Origin of the sequence: Actinophytocola glycyrrhizae (genome assembly GCF_042653545.1) — a bacterium.
GTDB lineage: Bacteria > Actinomycetota > Actinomycetes > Mycobacteriales > Pseudonocardiaceae > Actinophytocola > Actinophytocola glycyrrhizae.
Genome location: NZ_JBHSIS010000022.1, coordinates 174,358 through 191,065, shown reverse-complemented (window position 1 = coordinate 191,065; position 16,708 = coordinate 174,358). Strand labels below are relative to the sequence as shown.

Below are 16,708 nucleotides of genomic sequence, written 5' to 3'. Positions count from 1 at the left end.
CGCCGGGTCAGACGGCGAAGACCTGGGAGTCGTCGGCGAAGGCCTTGAACTCCAGCGCGTTGCCCGCCGGGTCCAGGAGGAACATCGTCCACTGCTCGCCGGTCTCGCCCCTGAAGCGGACGTAGGGTTCGATGACGAACTCGGTGCCCGCCGCGCGGAGGCGCTCGGCCAGTTCCCGGAAGGCGGGGACGGTCAGGACCAGGCCGAAGTGCGGCACCGGGACGTCGTGGCCGTCGACCGGGTTGTGGACGCGTTGCCGGGCTCCCGGGGCGAGGTGCGTGACGAACTGGTGGCCGTGCAGGTTCCAGTCCACCCACGTGTCGGAGCTGCGGCCCTGCTCGAGGCCGAGCACCTCGCCGTAGAAGCGGCGGGCCGCGGCCAGGTCGTCGACCGGCATGGCCAGGTGGAAGCGCGGGATGGGCAGGTCAGTCATGTCCGAATGTTAACATTTCGACATGACGACACGGGTGGGTCCCGCGCGGCGCCGGGGTCTTGCCGACGAGGTCGCGGACAGCATCCGCGACGCCATTCTCGGCGGCGCCTACGAGCTGGGCGCACAGCTGCGCGAGGTGGAGCTGGCCGCCGCGCTGGAGGTCAGCAGGGGCCCGGTCCGGGAGGCGTTGCTGCGGCTGGAACGCGAGGGCCTGGTCAGGAGCGCCTGGCACCGCGGCGCCACCGTGATGACCCTCTCCCCCGAGGACATCGCCGAACTGGACAGCCTGCGGGGCGCGCTGGAGCGGCTGGCCGTCGAACGGGTCGTCGCGCACGCGTCGGACGACGACCTCGCCGCGATCGAGGCGGCCACGGCGGCGATGGCACGTGCCGGGGACGAGCACGCGCTGGTGCGCACCGACATCGAGTTCCACGACGCCGTGTATGCCGCCGCCCGGCACCGGCGGCTCACCGCCGCATGGCTGGCGATCCGCTCACAGGTCCACCTGTTCCTGCTGACCAGGATCGGGGTCAGCGCAGAGGACTACCTGGGCCACATCCCGCACGAGCACCGCGAGCTGGCCACCGCGCTGCGGTCGCGGGACGCGGCGGTCGCGCTCGAACTGTTCGCCGCACACCGGCGGCACGCCTTCGAGCTGCTCACCGGCGGATAAGGGACCCGGCGGGTGACCGCGGAACAACACGGTCACCCGCCGCGTTGTCACTTGGCGAGGGTCTCCAGCTCGGCCAGTGCGGCGGCCATGCGGAAGTACTTGCTGGTGCCGAGGTCACGCACGGTCCTGATGTTGAACGCGGCGGCCAGCTTCTCGGCGTCGCCCTCGCTCACCCCCGAGATGGCGGCCACCGGCGCGTCCAGGATCTCCGTGACACTCAGGTCCTCGTACGCCTTGTCGAGCTGCTTCGCGAGATCGGCGGAAACGGCCACGTCGTTATCTCCTTCTACGGTGGGGACTGACGGTGGCACCTTAGACGGTTGCGCACCGTGGGATCGGGGAGGTAGCCTCGGTTCACCGCTCGTGGTCGCGGACCTCTTCCCCCACTGAGCCTCTTCTTTCCCTCTCTCTTCGGTCCACTGTGACCGTTCTTTCCTCTTTGGAGATTTCCCATGTCTGTCAACGGAATACTCGACATCGTCGGCGACCGCGCGTTCGTGCGGGCCGACGGCTACCTGCCCGGTCCCCAGGACACGTCCGTCCCGATCGGACTGGTGCGTGGCAACGACCTGCGGCGCGGCGACACCGTCACCGGGGACACCCGGTCCGGCAGGCTCGCGACCGTCGAGTCGGTCAACGGGCAGCGACCGCGTCACCAGCGGCCCGCGTTCGGGGAGCTGACTCCCTTGTACCCCAACGAAAGACTCCGGCTCGAAACCGAGCCGCACGCGCTCACCGCACGCGTGAGCGACCTCGTCATGCCGGTCGGCAAGGGGCAGCGCGCGCTGATCGTCGCACCGCCGAAGGCGGGCAAGACCACGGTGCTGCAGGCGATCGCGCACGGCATCGCCAAGAACCACCCCGAGTGCCACCTGATGATGGTGCTGGTCGGCGAACGACCGGAGGAGGTCACCGACCTGTCCCGCGGCGTGCCAGCCGAGGTGGTCGCGGCGACGTTCGACCAGCCGCCACGGCAACACATCGCTCTCGCGGAACTCGCGATCGAACGGGCGAAGCGGCTCGTCGAACAGGGTCGCGACGTGGTCGTGCTGCTCGACTCGCTCACCCGCCTCGGCCGCGCCTACAATCTGGCCGCCCCCGCCACCGGCCGCATTCTGACCGGCGGCGTCGACTCCGGGGCACTGACCCCGCCGAAACGCTTCCTCGGCGCGGCACGCAACGTCGAGGGCGGCGGCTCGCTGACCGTGTTCGCGACGGCCCTGGTGGAGACCGGCTCGGCCGGTGACTCGGTGATCTTCGAGGAGTTCAAGGGGACCGGCAACGCCGAGCTGCGCCTGGACCGGCGAACCGCGCAACGCCGCGTGTTCCCCGCCGTGGACGTGCGCCAGTCGGGCACCCGCAAGGAGGAGCTGCTGCTCACCCCGCCCGAGCTGGCCGCGACCCGTGCACTCCGCCACGCCCTGGACACCCGCGACAGCCAGCAGGCCATCGACATCCTGCTGGACGGCCTGCGCAGGACCGGGACGAACAACGACTTCCTGAGGAACCTGACCCGCCGCTGAACCGTGCCGGGCACCCATCCGTGTATGTGGGTATGACTCGGGTTCGGGTTGCGGTTCTGGTTGCCCTTCTCACGGCGCTGGCCGGGTGTGCTCAGGCGACGCAGCGGCCTGCGCCACCTGAGCGGGTCTACACCGTGGAGGAGCTGGCCGAGAAAGTCGGGTGCACGCCGGAGTTCCAGGGCGACACCAGCGACTTCCGCCAGGCCGCCTGCACCACCGAAGCCACCCGGTACATGCTCCTCGACTTCGACACCGACGAGAAGAAACGTGCCTGGCTCGACACGGCCCTGATCTACGGTGCCACGTACCTCGTCGGGGAGCGGTGGGTGGTCACCAGCCTCGAGGTCGCCGACATGGAACGCCTCCGGGGGGAGGTCGGCGGCACACTCGAAGGGGATCCCACCATGCAGCACTGACCCGGGCTACTGGGTCACGACGAGCACAGCGGCGGGGCGGCCCATGCTGTCGTCGTCGTTGTCGTCGTCATCGTCCTCCTCGCTGTCGTTGCACGCGGCGAGCAGCGGGAGTGCGGCCAGGGCACCGATCACGGCGAGCATGCGCAGCGAGCGGCGGGTCGGGTCGTGCGCCACGAGGTACATCCCTTCGTCGACGATATGTCCGGATCAGTCGTACCCCATGCCGCACAACCGCAACCACCCGGACTACCCCTTCGTGGCGACCCCCGCGAACGACAGCTCGTTCATCTCCGGGTCGTCGGCGATGTCGCCCGCACCGCCGGGACGCCAGGTGCCCGTCGGCACGAGGCCCGGCTCGACCAGCGCGAAGTCCCCGAACAGCGCCGTGATCTCGGCCCTGGTGCGGGGAAAGACCTGCCCGGCGCCCCGGTTCTCCCGCACGATGCCGGCCACCGCGCTGATCTTGTCCTCCTGGATGTCGTCGGTCATGTGCGTGACCGCCAGGTAGCTGCCGGGCACCATCTGCTCCCGGTAGCGGGCGACCAGCGCCGCCGGGTCGGCGTCGTCCGGGACCCAGTGCAGCACCAGCAGGAACAGCACACCGACCGGCTGGTCGAAGTCGATCAGCGAGCGGGTCGTCGGGTGGTCGAGGATGCTGTCCGGGGCACGCATGTCGGCCTCGACCATCGCGGCGCGGTCGTTGCCTGCGAGCATCAACTCGCTGTGCGCCACCGCGATCGGGTCGCGGTCGACGTACACGACGCGGCACTCCGGGTCTTCCTTCTGCGCGATCTCGTGCACGTTGCCGACCGTCGGGATGCCGGAGCCGATGTCGAGGAACTGGCGGATCCCCTCGCCCATCATGAAGCGGACCGAGCGGGCCAGGAACGCGCGGTTGAGCCTGGCCGCCGCCCTGATCCCCGGCACGGCGCGTTCGACCTGGTCGGCCATGGCGCGGTCGGCCTCGAAGTTGTGGTTGCCGCCGAGCAGGTAGTCGTAGGTGCGCGCGCCACTGGGCGCGGCCGTGTCGATGATCCCCGGAACCCAGTCCTGCTGTGTCACAGCACACCTCTTTTGAACGGAAAGCGACGTAAATCTCCGGATAACACCCGTTCGGGTGCTGTCGGAGACTACTGCTGGGCACTTACTGTAATCCGTCTCGCGAGGCGAGGAGATACGGATGTCGGTTCCGGTGGCACCAGGGCGCTGGCCGGTGCTCGGCCACACCCCGGCGCTGCTGCGACGCAGATTCGGCTTCACAGAAGGTCTTCGCACCCATGGCGACATCGTGCGCGTGCACCTCGGCGCGCTCCCGATGTACTTCGTGACCACGCCGGAGCTGACGCACCGTGTTCTCGTCACCGACTCGGCGAGTTTCGGAAAAGGCGCCATGTTCGACAAGTTCCGCCCATTCACCGGCAATGGGCTCGTCAATTCCGAGGGCGCCTTTCACCTGCGACAACGCAGATTGGTACAGCCCGCGTTCCACCATGAGCGCATCGCCCGTTATGCCGAAAAGATGGAAACGACCGTTTCCCGTTTGTCCGCGTCGTGGCGGCCGGGCGAGCGACGCGAGATCAACGAGGACATGCAGGCACTCGCCGTGACCATCGTCGGCGAGGCCCTGTTCGGCACCGAGTTCGGCCGCCCGGCCATCGAGGAGGCGCGCCGTTCCATCCCGATCGTGATCCGGCACGGCATGGTCCGTGCGCTGTCCCCCGCGTTCGTCGGACCGCTGCTCGTGCGCGGCAACCGCCGGTTCGGCGGCGCCGTGCACCGGATGCGCGCGGTGGTCGGCGAAGTCGTCACCGGCTGGCGCGCGGCCGGTCTCGACCGGGGCGACCTGCTGTCGATGCTGCTGTCGGCCCGCGACGAGGACGGCGAGCCGATGACCGACCAGCAGGCCCACGACGAGGTCGTCACGCTGCTGTCGGCGGGCATCGAGACCAGCGCCCTGGCGCTCGCGTGGCTGTTCCACGAGATCGCGCGGCACCCCGAGGTGGAGCGCCGCGTGCACGAGGAGATCGACCAGGTCCTCTCCGGCCGTCCCGTCACCGCCGACGACGTGCCGAAGCTGACCTACCTCCAGCAGGTCGTCAACGAAACCCTGCGGATGTACCCCATCTGGATACTGATGCGCCGCACGCTGCGCCCGGTGCGGCTCGGCGGTGTCGGCCTGCCCGCGGACACCGAGGTCACCATCAGCCCGCACGCACTGCACCACGACCCGCGCTGGTTCGCGGAACCCCACGTCTTCGACCCGGACCGGTGGGCACCGGAGCGGGTCGGCGACATTCCCCGCGGCGCGTTCGTCCCGTTCGGCGCGGGCAACCGCATGTGCGTCGGCAACGCCTTCGCCATGACCGAGATGGCCGTCACGCTCGCCACGATCGCGAGCCGCTGGCGGCTCGTGCCCGTCCCGGAACGACCGCCGCGGATCAAGTACACCTCCACCGCCTATCCCGCACGGCTGTCGATGACGGCCGTTCCCCGCTGAAAGGTGCCCGTTGTTCGCCCGACCCACCCGGCGGCTCGCCATGGCGCTTGCCGCCGCCGCGCTCACGTTCCTGCTGTCCGCACCCGCCGCCGACGCGGCCGAACCGTCCTGCACACCGGAGCGGTACCCGGTCACGGTCGCCGGTCTCGCGCAGACCATGGCTGGCACGCTGTGCGTGCCACCGGGTGGCGCTTCCGCCGTGCAGGTGCTGATACCGGGCGGTTTCTACAACCGCGGCTACTGGGACATCCCCGTCGACCCGGCGACGCACTCGTTCCGGCGCGCCATGAACGGCGCCGGGTACGCGACGCTGACCGTCGACCGGCTCGGCACCGGCGACAGCTCGGTCCCGCCGAGCGTGCTGCTGACCGCGATCACGCAGGCCGACGCGGTGCACCAGGTCGTGCAGGTGCTGCGGCAGCGGTTCCGGACCGTGTTCCTCGGCGGCCACTCGCTCGGCTCCGCCATCTCGATCATCGAGGCGGCCAGGTACCGCGACGTGGACGGCGTGCTGGTCACCGGCATGGGCCACCACCTCAACGTCCTCGGCCTCGCCCCGATCGCCGCCACGTTCCTGCCCGCGGTCCTCGACCCCGCGTTCGCGGGCCGCTCGCTCGACCCCGGCTACCTGACCACCATGCCGGGCACGCGCTGGCGGTCCCTCCACGCACCGGGCCCGTACCGCCCGGTGATCGACACCCTCGACGAGACGACCAAGGACGTCGCCGCGCCGACCGAGCTCGTCGACGCGGCGCTGCTCGGTACCCTCACCCCGTACACCAGAAAGGTCGGCGTCCCGGTCCTCACCGTGATGGCCGGAAAGGACCCGACCTTCTGCGGGCTCCTGGCCACCGACTGCTCGTCGTCGGCGGCGCTGCTGGCGGCGGAGGCGCCGTTCTACGGTCCCGCCGCGCAGTTGCAGGCCTATGTCCTACCGGGCTACGGCCACGCGTTGAACTACGCCCCGAACGCTCCGGACCTGCACGATGTGGTGTTGCGATGGGCAGATCGGATGATCCTCCGATGACCAAGCCGCTGCCGAACGGGCCACGCGCCCCGGTACCGAGATCGGCGAAGGAACGGGAGAAGGCACGGGTCAGGCTCGCCCGCAAGTGGGCGTACCTGATCAGCTCGACCGCCTATGTGCCGTTGAAGCACACCGAGCTCGAGGAGCCGATGCTGGAGCTGGTCCACGAACTGTTCGCGGCGCTGGTCGCCGAGCCGCTCGGGCTGGAGGAGGCCGAGCTGGCCGGCGCCCGGCTGGTGGCGCTGAACTGTGCCGACAAGTCGAGCCTGCAGTGCACCTTCGACGTGCTGGCAGGTCCCCTGCTGACCGACGACGACGTGCGCGACCTGCCGCCGGAGCGGGTGGTCCGGCTGCTCGGCGCGCTGTCGGCCGGGTTCACCGAGGCGGTCCGAAGACGGACCACCGACCAGCAGGAGGGCATGTGCCGCGCGCTGATGGAGGTCGCCAAGAAGGCGATGCACGCGGCGGAGAACAGGAAGACCGACTTCGGTGACACGTCGACCGAGCTGACGCTGCTGAGGCGTCAGCTGAGCCACCAGCTGCTGCACGACGCGCAGACGGGCCTGCCCAACCGGCAGTTCTTCAGCACCCGGCTCGAGGAGGTGCTGAACTCCGGCAGCCCGACCACGCTGTACCGGATCGAGCTGAACGGCTTCTCCGTGTTCAACGAGGGCCTCGGCGGTCCACGCGCCGACATGCTGATGACCGCGATCGCCGTGCGCCTGCGGGCCGCGCTGCCCGGCATGATGGTCGCCCGCTTCGACCGGGCGGACTTCACGGTCCTGCAGGATTCGGGCACCGACAGCACCGCGCCCGTCGACGTGATCGCCGCGATCAACGACGCCGTCGCCACGACCACCCGCGTCGCCGACCTCGGGCTCGTCACGTCCGCCAGCATCGGCGTGGTGCAGAGCCCACCGCACCGCGCGAACCCGGTCGAGTTCCTGCAGGCGGCCGACATCGCGCTCCGCCACGCCAAGGAGGAGGGCCCCGGCCGGTCGCGCCTGCTCATGCCGGAGGAGGACGCACACGACCGCCGCCTGCTCCGCATGGCCGCGGGCCTGCCGGGTGCGATCGAGAACGGGCAGCTCCCGGTCGGCTACCGGCTGCGGGTGGACCTCACCGACGAACAACCGGTCGGCGTCGACGCGTACGTGCGGTGGCAGGAGACCGGGCTGTCCGAGGTGGTGGAGCAGACCGGGCTCGCGCCGAGGGTCGGGCAGTTGCTGTTGCGGGACGCGTGCGAACGGCTGTCGGGCGCGAGCCTGCCGCTGTCGGTGCGCCTCTCACCCAACCAGTCGGCGGCACCGGACCTGGTCGACACCGTGCTCGACGTGCTCGACGAGACCGCGCTGCCCGCGAACCGCCTGCAGCTCGCGATGCCCGCCGCGGAGGTGTTCGATGGCCGGGCGCGGTCGGTGGACAACCTGTCCTCGCTCGCCACGGCCGGTGTCGGCATGGCGGTGCACGACTTCGGTGGCGACCCGTCGGAGGTGGTGCGGCTCGGCGGGCTGCCGTTGCGAGCGGTGGCGTTGACTGCCCGGCTGGTGTCGCAGGCCAGGGGTGCGTCCAGGAAGTCGTTGGTGGCCAAGGCGTTGACCGGCCTCGCCGCGATGGTGCACGAGTCCGGGGCGACGGTCGCGGTGGACGACGTGCGCAGTCGCCGGGAGGCGGAGTGGTGGCGCCACGCGGGCGCCGACACCGCCAGCGGCCCGCTGTTCGTGGTGGGCGGTGAACGGGAGGACCTGGTGGAGCTGTTCGACTGAGTCGCCGCTTCGCGGTGCGTCACTCCACCGGCGCCGCGAACTGCGTCGCGTACAGGCGGTGGTAGGCGCCGCGCTGTTCCAGGAGCTGCTCGTGGCTGCCCTGTTCGACGATGTGGCCCGCCTCCATCACCAGGATGAGGTCGGCGTCGCGGATCGTGGACAGGCGGTGCGCGATCACGAAGCTGGTGCGCGAGGACCGCAGCGCGGCCATCGCGTGCTGCACCAGCGACTCCGTGCGGGTGTCGACCGAGCTGGTCGCCTCGTCCAGGATCAGCAGCGACGGGCTCGCCAGGAACGCGCGCGCGATCGTCAGCAACTGCTTCTCACCGGCGGAGACGTTGGACGCCTCCTCGTCGATCACCGTGTCGTAACCGTCGGGCAGGGTGCGCACGAACCGGTCGACGTAGGTCGCCTGCGCGGCCGCGATGATCTCCTCCTCGGTGGCACCCGGCTTGCCGTAGGCGATGTTGTCGCGGATCGTGCCGCCGAACAGCCAGGTGTCCTGCAGGACCATGCCGACCTGCGAGCGCAGGTCCTCCCGCTTCAGTGCCGTGATGTCGACACCGTCGAGGGTGATCCGGCCCGCGTCCAGCTCGTAGAACCGCAGGATCAGGTTCACCAGCGTGGTCTTGCCCGCGCCGGTCGGTCCCACGATCGCCACCGTCTGCCCCGGTTCCGCCACCAGCGACAGGTGCTCGATCAACGGCTGCTCCGCGCGGTAGGAGAACGACACGTCCTCGAACGCGACCCGGCCACGCCGCTGCGCGGGCAGTGCCGCGTCGGCCGGGTCCGGCTCCTGCTCCTGCGCGTCGAGCAGCTCGAACACCCGCTCCGCCGAAGCGACACCCGACTGCATGAGGTTCGCCATCGACGCGACCTGCGTCAGCGGCTGGGTGAACTGCCGCGAGTACTGGATGAACGCGGTGACCTCGCCGAGCGTCATCGTCCCCGACGTGATCCGCAGCCCGCCGACCACGGCGATCACCACGTAGGACAGGTTCGACAGGAACATCATCGACGGCATGATCAGACCGGACACGAACTGCGCGCCGGAGGACGCGGTGTACAGGTCCTCGTTGCGGCGCTGGAACTCCGCCTCCGACTCCTTCTGCCGCCCGAACGCCTTCACCAGCTGGTGGCCGGTGAACGACTCCTCGATGTGCGCGTTCAGCACGCCGGTGTGCTTCCACTGCGCGATGAACAGCTTCTGCGACCGCTTGCCGATCTGGCCGGTGACCACAACGGAGACGGGGATGACCGCGAGCGCGATCAGTGCCAGCAGCGGCGAGATCGAGAACATCATGGCCAGTACGCCGACCACGGTCAGCACGGACGTGAGCAGCTGGCTCAGCGTCTGCTGCAGCGTCATCGAGATGTTGTCGATGTCGTTGGTGACCCGGGAAAGCAGCTCACCGCGGGGCTGGCCGTCGAAGTAGCGCAGCGGCAGCCGGTGCACCTTCGCCTCGACGTCCTCGCGCAGCGAGTACACGATGCGCTGCACGACCTTGTTGAGCAGCCTGCCCTGCAGCCACGCGAAGATCGACGACACCAGGTAGAGCCAGAGCACCCACTGCAGCACCACGGCGAGCGCGCCGAAGTCGATGCCCGCGCCCGGCCCGCCCCGGTACCGGCCGATGACGCCGTCGAAGATGATGTCCATGGCGTCGCCGAGGATCTTCGGGCCCGCCACCGCGAACCCGACGCTGATCACGCCGAGCACGACGACCAGCAGGAGGTTCGTGCGCTCCGGCCGCATGCGCGCGACGAGCCGCTTGGCGGAGGTCCTGAAGTTGGCTGCCTTGCTGACGGGGCCCTGCATGCCGGGGAAGCCCGGGCCACCGCCTGGCCGTGGCCCGGCGGGCGTGCGGGTCGGGGTCGAGGTGCTCATGCGGCCTGCTCCGGGGTCAGCTGGGACTCGACGATTTCCAGGTAGGTCGGGCAGGTGCCCATCAGCTCGCGGTGGGTGCCGATCCCGACGACCTCCCCGTTCTCCAGGACGATGATCTGGTCCGCGTCGAGGATCGTGGAGACCCGCTGCGCGACCACGAGGACCGCCGACCGCTCGGTGTGTGGCTTCAGCGCCGCACGCAACGCGGCGTCGGTGGCCAGGTCCAGCGCGGAGAACGCGTCGTCGAACAGGTAGATCTCCGGCCGCCGCACCAGTGCGCGGGCGATCGAGAGCCGCTGCCGCTGGCCACCGGAGACGTTGGTGCCGCCCTGCGCGATCTCCGCATCGAGACCACCCATCGCCTCGACGAAGTCCCGCGCCTGCGCGATCTCCAGCGCCTGCCACAGTTCCTCTTCGGTGGCGTCCGGGTTGCCGTAGCGCAGGTTCGACGCGACGGTGCCGGTGAACAGGAAGGCCTGTTGCGGCACCAGGCCGATGCGGCCGCGCAGCACGTCCGGAGCCAGCTCGCGGACGTCGGCGCCGTTGACGAGCAGCGCCCCGCCGGTCACGTCGATCAGCCGGGGCACGAGCGACAGCAACGTGGTCTTGCCCGCGCCGGTGCTGCCGATGATCGCGGTGGTCCTGCCGGCCTCGGCGCGGAACGAGATGTCGCGGAGCACCGGGTCGACCGCGCCCGGGTACCGGAACTCGACGCCGCGGAACTCGACCTCCGCCCGCGCGGGCAGTTCGGTGACGGGTGCCTCGGGGTCGCGAACGGACGACTCGGTGCCGAGCACCTCCTGGATGCGCTCGGCACAGACCGCCGCGCGCGGGATCATCATGGAGATGAAGGTCGCCATCATGACCGACATCAGGATCATCAGCAGGTAGGACAGGAACGCGGTCAGCGCGCCGACCTGCATCTCGCCGGTGTCCACCCGGTGCGCGCCGAACCAGAGGACGGCGACGCTGGAGACGTTGAGGATCAGCATGACGGTCGGGAAGATCAGCGCCTGCAACCGTCCCACGCGCAGCGCGGTGTCGGTCAGCCTCTGGTTGGCGTCACCGAAACGGGCGGTTTCCGCCTTCTCCCGGACGAACGCGCGGACCACCCGGATACCGGTCAGCTGCTCGCGCAGCACCCGGTTCACCTGGTCGATCCGGTCCTGCATCAACCGGAACTGCGGCACCATGCGCACCACGATCAGCCCGATGGAGATCGCGAGCGCCGGCACGCACACGAGCAGCAGCCAGGACAGCCCGACGTCCTCCCGCAACGCCATGATCACCCCGGCGACGCACATGATCGGCGCCGCGACGAACATCGTGCAGAACATGACCACGAGCAGCTGAACCTGCTGCACGTCGTTGGTGGTGCGGGTGATCAGCGACGGCGCGCCGAACGTGTTGACCTCGCGGGCGGAGAACGCGCCGACCCGGTGGAAGATCCCGGCCCGCACGTCCCTGCCGAACGCCATCGCGACCCGCGCACCGAACCAGACGGCGCCGATCGAGCAGAGGATCTGCAGCAGCGTCACGGCGAGCATCCACCCGCCGGTCTCGACGATGTAGCCGGTGTCCCCCCGCGCGACCCCGAAGTCGATGACGTCGGCGTTGAGGCTCGGCAGGTAGAGCGAGGCGACCGTGCCCACCAGCTGCAGTACCAGGACGGCGGCGAGCTCGCGGCGGTACGGCCGCAGGTAGGTCACCAGCAATCGGTTCAGCAAGACTTCCCCCCTGGGAAGAAACGGTGCGTGTCTAACATGGTGGAAGGTAGACCAGAGCCATAGGAAACGCAACGTATCTTAAAGGGGTCGGGTGACCGAGGCCAAGACACGCAGGCGAGGCGAACTGCTCGAGGAGGCCATCCTCGAAGCGACCTGGGCCGAGCTGGCTGAGGTGGGCTACACAGCTCTCACCATAGAGGCGGTGGCAAAACGGGCGGGGACCAGCAAACCCGTCATATACCGCAGATGGCAGAGCCGCGCGCACCTCGTCGTCGCCGCATGGGCCCGGCAACGCCCCGCCGAGTCCGTTACGCCCGATCTGGGTTCGCTACGGGCAGACCTCGTGTGGCTGTTCACCCGCCTCGCGGACCGCACGGCCGGGATGATGAGCGAGACCATCGCGGGCGTGATGGCGGAGGCCTTCAAGCACCCGGAGGTGCAGGAGCTGTTGCGGGAACGGATGGATTCCGCGCCGCTGACCCACACCGTGCGGCAGATCGTGGACAGTGCCGTGGCCCGGGAAGAGCTGCCACCCGTCGTTCTGCCCCGGCTGGCCGCCCGGCTGCCGCTGGACCTGGTGCGCGCGGAGGCGGTCTTCTGCGGCGCACCCGTGCCCGAGGAACTGGTCGAGGCCATGGTGGACGAGATCTACCTGCCCTTGCTGAAGGGCTTGGCACTGAACCGACCTCCGCACAAGGAGCCCGACGGGCCCCCGCAGGGCGGACCGCCGTGAAAGGCGCGTTCGGTCCGGTCGCGATAGCCGTGAGTGTGCCGATAGGGACACTGCGCGTCCCTATCGGCACACTCACAACGCCAGTCATGCCCCGAAAGCGCCTTTCGGAGCAGCTTGGCGGGCCGGGCGCGCAGCGCCCTCGCGACTGCTGTGAAAGGCGCGTTGACGGCATCAGCCACGCCGTCAACGCGCCTTTCACGGCACCAAAGCCCGGGCGCTACGCGCCCTGCCCGCGCAACCCCGATGGTGGCGCAAGCCCACCCCAAAGGGGCTCCCTGCCATCCCGTCGACCTGGCAGCGCCCGATCACGCCGCGTCAAGGGGGGCCGGAGGCCCGAATCACATCATGCGGAAACCCGGCCCCCCTTGGCGCGGTGTGATAGCCCGTAGGGAGGTCGACGGGATGGCAGGCAGACCCGAACCCAACCGCAACCAACCCACCCCTCCGCCACCCCCGAGACCTGCCCGTCCGGCGAGGACAAACCCACCACGACGCGAACATCGCCGAACCCGCAGAGCTCCGGCAAGCCCGAAGACTGCTCACCAACCGACAACGGTTGCGCAAGCCGACCGCGAAGAGCGCCCGTCCGCCGGACACCAGCCTCCGAACGCCATGAAAGGCGCGTTCAGGATGGGCAGTCCCGAAAGCGCCTTTCATGACACCGGGCCGCTGGGCGCGCAGCACCCCGGTCCGCGGAGCGGGCCCGCCCACGCGCGGGTTCCCGCTCGATCAGGCTCAGCCATCCACCGCCAGCATCAGCAGCGCCAGCCCGAACTGGCCGCCGGTCCCCGTGCACGTGTCGGCGGTCACCGTCAGCCCCGCCTCGTGGAGCATGGTCGCGAGGCCTTCCGGGGTGTACTTCCGTGTCAACGCGAGCCGGATGGTGTCGTCTGGCGGGAAGCGGACCGCCGTGTCGTTCGGCAGTCGCAACCGCAGGTCCGCGTCCGTTCGGTTGCGGTAGGCCGTTCTCACGACCAGCGCCCGCTCGTCCTCCACGGCGCCGAGCAGTTCGACGGCGTCGTCGTCGACCAGCAGGTCCGTGTGGGCGCGGAGGGTGGCCGCGACGAACGCGCCGAAGGCGGTGCTGTGTTCGTACTCGGCCACGGCGTCCACGACCTGGTCCGCACCGAGGGCCATGGTCACCTCTGCCTCCAGCAGCAACCGGTCGCCTGGGCGCAGGAGAGCCTCCGCGCACCTGCCGAGCACCGCCACGTCGTCGTCGAAGTGGGCGATCGTGTTGCCCAGCAACGAGAACAGCACCGGGGTCGGGCCGAACAGCTCGTCGAGCAACCCGCGGAGCGCGTGGAGGTTCTCCGGCAGCGTGAAGTCCCACGGCAGTGACAACACCCGGTCGGTCGGCAGGCCCAGTCTGCGGATCAGTCCGCGGACGGCCAGGTGCAGCAGGTCCTCGCCGGCGTCCACCGGCAGGTAGCACAGGTCCGCGTTGGCGCGGGAGAGGTCTTCCAGGAGCACCCCGTCCTTGCGGCCGTCGCCGGGGCCGAGGCTGACGTAGTGGCACGGCTCGGCCGGCATGCTTGCCCGTAGGCCCTGCCAGCGGCGCGGGAACGACTCGACGCTCTGCCTTGGTGCGCCGCACAGCGGATCGCGGCAGACCGCCGTCCACGCGATCGCGGCGTCGACGCCGGTGTACGCGTGGCCGCACGTGATCCGTTTTCCCTCGCCCGCGTCGTCGTAGCCTCGACTCAGGTCGCTGACCAGCCGCATGAACCGCGCGGTGCGGTCGTCCGGGCCCAGTTCCAGCCACGCCGGACCGTCCGGCCCGACTCTTGTGCGCCACACGGGCGGCGGTATCGCCGTCGTCCGCGCGATCTCCCCAACTGCCATCGCAGGGCTCCCCTTCCGCAGATGGCTTCTGCACTTCAGAAGAGTTCTGATTCTGCATCTGCACGTGCATCTGCACAAGGCGCACAGATTGCGAGAACAACACGAAAACCGAAAGGCGCTTTCTGAACAGAGTCCTGCCCAGAAAGCGCCTTTCGAAAAACGATCAGTGCGCGGCGATCGGCCGGAGGTTCTCGTCGTGCTCGTCGACGTGGTAGTCCTCGTCCGTGGTGGCGTCCTCCCCGTTGGAAACGCCCTTCATCCGGCGGATGACGAACGTGACGACAACGGCCACCAGCAGGTTGGCGATCAGCGCGACGAACCCGACGTAGATCTGGACCGTCGAACCCTCGAACGGCTGCCAGCCGAAAACGTTGAGCTTGTCCAGCGCGAGCGCGGAGCCGCCGAAGTGCGCGCGACCGCTGGCCGGGTTGGGGATCTGGTACAGCAGCACCATCCCCCACAGCATGCCGACCGCCCAGCCCGCGATGAGCGCCCAGCGGTGCAACCACCTGGTGTACAGGGCGATCGCGACCGCGGGCAGGGTCTGGAGAATGATCACGCCGCCGATCAGCTGGAGGTCGATCGCGTACTGCGGGTCGATCAGCACGATGAACAGCACGGCGCCGAACTTGACCACCAGCGAGGCTAGCTTCGCCTGCTTCGCCTCGTCCTTCGCGGTCGCGTTCCTGCGGATGTACTCCTTGTAGATGTTGCGGGTCCACAGGTTCGCCGCGGCGATCGACATGATCGCGGCGGGCACCAGCGCGCCGATCCCGATCGCGGCGAACGCGATGCCCGCGAACCACGACGGGAACTGCGAGTTGAACAGCTCGGGGATGATCGTGTTGCTGTCCGGGCGGCCGGTGGCGTTGTTGGTGATCGGCGTGACGCCTGCGGCGATCGCGGCGAACCCGAGCAGCGCGAGCAGACCGAGCAGCAGCGAGTACGCCGGCAGCGCGGACATGTTGCGCTTGAGCACGTCCCGGCCGCGGGAGGCCAGGACGCCGGTCACCGAGTGCGGGTACAGGAACAGCGCCATCGCCGAGCCGAGCGCGAGCGTCGCGTACTGCAACTGGTTGTTGCCGCTCAGCAGGAGACCGTCGGCCGGGGACTCGCTCTCGCTGAACTTCTGCTCCGCCGCCGAGAAGATCGAGTCCCACCCGCCGAGCTTGGCCGGCAGGTAGATCACCGCGACCAGGATGACGACGTAGATCAGGATGTCCTTGACGAACGCGATCAGCGCGGGCGCGCGCAGCCCGGACTGGTAGGTGTAGAGCGCGAGGATGACGAACGCGATCAGCAGCGGCAGGTGGCCGAGGAAGCCCGCGCCGTTGAAGCCCATGGACCGCAGCACCGCCTCGAGGCCGACGAGCTGCAGCGCGATGTAGGGCATGGTGGCGACGATGCCGGTGATCGCGACCAGCAGGGCCAGCAGCGAGGAGCCGTAGCGGCCGCGCACGAAGTCCGCGGGCGTGACGTAGCCCCGCGCCCGCGACACCGACCACAGCCGCAGCACCGGCAGGAACACCAGCGGGTAGGCGATGATCGTGTACGGCATGGCGAAGAAGCCCATCGCGCCCGCGCCGAACAACAGCGCGGGGACGGCGACGAACGTGTACGCCGTGTAGAGGTCACCGCCGATGAGGAACCAGGTGATCCACGACCCGAACCTGCGGCCACCCAGACCCCACTCGTCGAGGTGGTCGAGCGTAGCGGCGGCGCGCCAGCGGGCGGCGACGAAGCCCAGGACGGTGACGAACCCGAACAGCAGGGTGAAGACGATCAGCTCGGTCCACTGCATCACCCGGCGCTCCCCTCGTCCAGCCGGTCGACGTCCGCCGGGACGCCGGGCGCGGGCCGGACCGGCGCCTTTCTCGTCATCCGGTAGACGGTGATCGTGCACAGCACGCCGACGAGGATCAGCGTGAACTGGAACCAGTAGAAGAACGGCATCCCGAACAGCGCGGGTGTCTCGCGGTTGTAGATCGGGGTGAACAGGACGATGAAGGGGATCAGGAGCAGCAGGTTCCACGGGCTGAACACCAGCCCCGTGGTCCTGCCTCCCGGCTTGTCGGACGACATAAGGCCCTACCTCGTTGTTTGGCGTGACCGACGACAGTGCGGAATACGATAGAACCGATGATCACGCTGGGCCAGCACGCGTTTCCGCAGTGTCATGC

Annotated in this window: 15 protein-coding genes and 1 pseudogene; 7 read left to right on the top strand and 9 right to left on the bottom strand. The window is 69.5% G+C overall.

Features of this window, described 5'->3' with window-relative positions; translation table 11 throughout:
• Positions 1 to 7: 7 nt before the first annotated feature.
• Positions 8 to 433 carry a VOC family protein gene (locus ACFPCV_RS31860; protein WP_378060360.1) on the bottom strand — a complete coding sequence of 142 codons (426 nt, stop codon included), beginning with the start codon at positions 431 to 433 and terminating at the stop codon, positions 8 to 10.
• Positions 434 to 455: 22 nt separating this feature from the next.
• On the opposite strand from ACFPCV_RS31860, the gene ACFPCV_RS31855 reads away from it, so the two are divergent.
• Entirely contained in the window at positions 456 to 1,106 is a 651-nt protein-coding gene (locus ACFPCV_RS31855; RefSeq protein WP_378060358.1) for a GntR family transcriptional regulator, read from the top strand.
• Between the two features lie 47 nt (positions 1,107 to 1,153).
• Here ACFPCV_RS31855 and ACFPCV_RS31850 read toward each other — a convergent pair whose 3' ends face one another.
• A complete protein-coding gene (locus tag ACFPCV_RS31850) occupies positions 1,154 to 1,378 on the bottom strand; it encodes a hypothetical protein (RefSeq protein ID WP_378060356.1) in 225 nt (74 codons plus the stop codon).
• A gap of 180 nt (positions 1,379 to 1,558) precedes the next feature.
• Here ACFPCV_RS31850 and ACFPCV_RS31845 point away from each other — a divergent pair.
• Together ACFPCV_RS31845 and ACFPCV_RS31840 are read left to right on the top strand one after the other, a co-directional pair.
• Positions 1,559 to 2,629: pseudogene (locus ACFPCV_RS31845) on the top strand (transcription termination factor Rho, short form); the annotation flags it as partial.
• A gap of 134 nt (positions 2,630 to 2,763) precedes the next feature.
• The gene (locus tag ACFPCV_RS31840; protein WP_378060354.1) at positions 2,764 to 3,045 is read left to right on the top strand and encodes a hypothetical protein; all 282 of its coding nucleotides are present in this window, start codon (positions 2,764 to 2,766) and stop codon (positions 3,043 to 3,045) included.
• Positions 3,046 to 3,051: 6 nt separating this feature from the next.
• Here ACFPCV_RS31840 and ACFPCV_RS31835 read toward each other — a convergent pair whose 3' ends face one another.
• Together ACFPCV_RS31835 and ACFPCV_RS31830 are read right to left on the bottom strand one after the other, a co-directional pair.
• Positions 3,052 to 3,228: a hypothetical protein gene (locus ACFPCV_RS31835; RefSeq protein WP_378060352.1), complete on the bottom strand. Its 177-nt coding sequence runs from the start codon at positions 3,226 to 3,228 to the stop codon at positions 3,052 to 3,054.
• 63 nt (positions 3,229 to 3,291) lie between these two features.
• Positions 3,292 to 4,107 (bottom strand): SAM-dependent methyltransferase, encoded by an 816-nt coding sequence (locus ACFPCV_RS31830; protein WP_378060350.1) that lies wholly within the window; start codon positions 4,105 to 4,107, stop codon positions 3,292 to 3,294.
• Positions 4,108 to 4,225: 118 nt separating this feature from the next.
• Here ACFPCV_RS31830 and ACFPCV_RS31825 point away from each other — a divergent pair, with 118 nt between their 5' ends.
• Genes ACFPCV_RS31825 through ACFPCV_RS31815 form a run of 3 tightly spaced genes read left to right on the top strand, consistent with a single transcriptional unit; the run spans position 4,226 to position 8,335 of the window.
• Positions 4,226 to 5,542: a cytochrome P450 gene (locus tag ACFPCV_RS31825; RefSeq protein WP_378060348.1), complete on the top strand. Its 1,317-nt coding sequence runs from the start codon at positions 4,226 to 4,228 to the stop codon at positions 5,540 to 5,542.
• A 10-nt stretch (positions 5,543 to 5,552) separates the two neighbouring features.
• Positions 5,553 to 6,569 carry an alpha/beta hydrolase gene (locus tag ACFPCV_RS31820; protein ID WP_378060346.1) on the top strand — a complete coding sequence of 339 codons (1,017 nt, stop codon included), beginning with the start codon at positions 5,553 to 5,555 and terminating at the stop codon, positions 6,567 to 6,569.
• Positions 6,566 to 8,335, top strand: a complete 1,770-nt coding sequence (locus ACFPCV_RS31815; RefSeq protein WP_378060344.1) for an EAL domain-containing protein — start codon at positions 6,566 to 6,568, stop codon at positions 8,333 to 8,335. The genes ACFPCV_RS31820 and ACFPCV_RS31815 overlap by 4 nt, the downstream gene beginning before the upstream one ends.
• A gap of 19 nt (positions 8,336 to 8,354) precedes the next feature.
• Here ACFPCV_RS31815 and ACFPCV_RS31810 read toward each other — a convergent pair whose 3' ends face one another.
• Both ACFPCV_RS31810 and ACFPCV_RS31805 read right to left on the bottom strand, forming a co-directional pair.
• The gene (locus ACFPCV_RS31810; RefSeq protein WP_378060342.1) at positions 8,355 to 10,223 is read right to left on the bottom strand and encodes an ABC transporter ATP-binding protein; all 1,869 of its coding nucleotides are present in this window, start codon (positions 10,221 to 10,223) and stop codon (positions 8,355 to 8,357) included.
• Positions 10,220 to 11,950, bottom strand: coding sequence for an ABC transporter ATP-binding protein (locus tag ACFPCV_RS31805; protein ID WP_378060340.1), 1,731 nt, complete (start codon positions 11,948 to 11,950; stop codon positions 10,220 to 10,222). The genes ACFPCV_RS31810 and ACFPCV_RS31805 overlap by 4 nt, the downstream gene beginning before the upstream one ends.
• 91 nt (positions 11,951 to 12,041) lie before the next feature.
• Between ACFPCV_RS31805 and ACFPCV_RS31800 the strand changes: the two genes are divergently transcribed.
• Positions 12,042 to 12,683, top strand: a complete 642-nt coding sequence (locus ACFPCV_RS31800; protein ID WP_378060338.1) for a TetR/AcrR family transcriptional regulator — start codon at positions 12,042 to 12,044, stop codon at positions 12,681 to 12,683.
• A 735-nt stretch (positions 12,684 to 13,418) separates the two neighbouring features.
• Here the strand turns inward: ACFPCV_RS31800 and ACFPCV_RS31795 are convergent.
• The 3 genes from ACFPCV_RS31795 to ACFPCV_RS31785 form a co-directional block, all read right to left on the bottom strand.
• A complete protein-coding gene (locus ACFPCV_RS31795) occupies positions 13,419 to 14,528 on the bottom strand; it encodes an L-histidine N(alpha)-methyltransferase (protein ID WP_378060336.1) in 1,110 nt (369 codons plus the stop codon).
• A 163-nt stretch (positions 14,529 to 14,691) separates the two neighbouring features.
• A complete protein-coding gene (gene mctP / locus ACFPCV_RS31790; RefSeq protein WP_378061159.1) occupies positions 14,692 to 16,329 on the bottom strand; it encodes a monocarboxylate uptake permease MctP in 1,638 nt (545 codons plus the stop codon).
• A complete protein-coding gene (locus ACFPCV_RS31785) occupies positions 16,329 to 16,610 on the bottom strand; it encodes a DUF3311 domain-containing protein (RefSeq protein ID WP_378060334.1) in 282 nt (93 codons plus the stop codon). Before ACFPCV_RS31785 ends, mctP begins: the two co-directional genes overlap by 1 nt.
• Positions 16,611 to 16,708 lie beyond the last annotated feature (98 nt).

Excerpts from the sequence above, each read along its gene's own strand:
- ACFPCV_RS31860 (WP_378060360.1), bottom strand. The coding sequence starts at position 433 with ATGACTGACCTGCCCATCCCGCGCTTCCACCTGGCCATGCCGGTCGAC.
- ACFPCV_RS31855 (WP_378060358.1), top strand. The coding sequence starts at position 456 with ATGACGACACGGGTGGGTCCCGCGCGGCGCCGGGGTCTTGCCGACGAG.
- ACFPCV_RS31835 (WP_378060352.1), bottom strand. The coding sequence starts at position 3,228 with ATGTACCTCGTGGCGCACGACCCGACCCGCCGCTCGCTGCGCATGCTC.
- ACFPCV_RS31825 (WP_378060348.1), top strand. The coding sequence starts at position 4,226 with ATGTCGGTTCCGGTGGCACCAGGGCGCTGGCCGGTGCTCGGCCACACC.
- ACFPCV_RS31815 (WP_378060344.1), top strand. The coding sequence starts at position 6,566 with ATGACCAAGCCGCTGCCGAACGGGCCACGCGCCCCGGTACCGAGATCG.
- ACFPCV_RS31810 (WP_378060342.1), bottom strand. The coding sequence starts at position 10,223 with ATGAGCACCTCGACCCCGACCCGCACGCCCGCCGGGCCACGGCCAGGC.
- ACFPCV_RS31795 (WP_378060336.1), bottom strand. The coding sequence starts at position 14,528 with ATGGCAGTTGGGGAGATCGCGCGGACGACGGCGATACCGCCGCCCGTG.
- mctP (WP_378061159.1), bottom strand. The coding sequence starts at position 16,329 with ATGCAGTGGACCGAGCTGATCGTCTTCACCCTGCTGTTCGGGTTCGTC.
- ACFPCV_RS31785 (WP_378060334.1), bottom strand. The coding sequence starts at position 16,610 with ATGTCGTCCGACAAGCCGGGAGGCAGGACCACGGGGCTGGTGTTCAGC.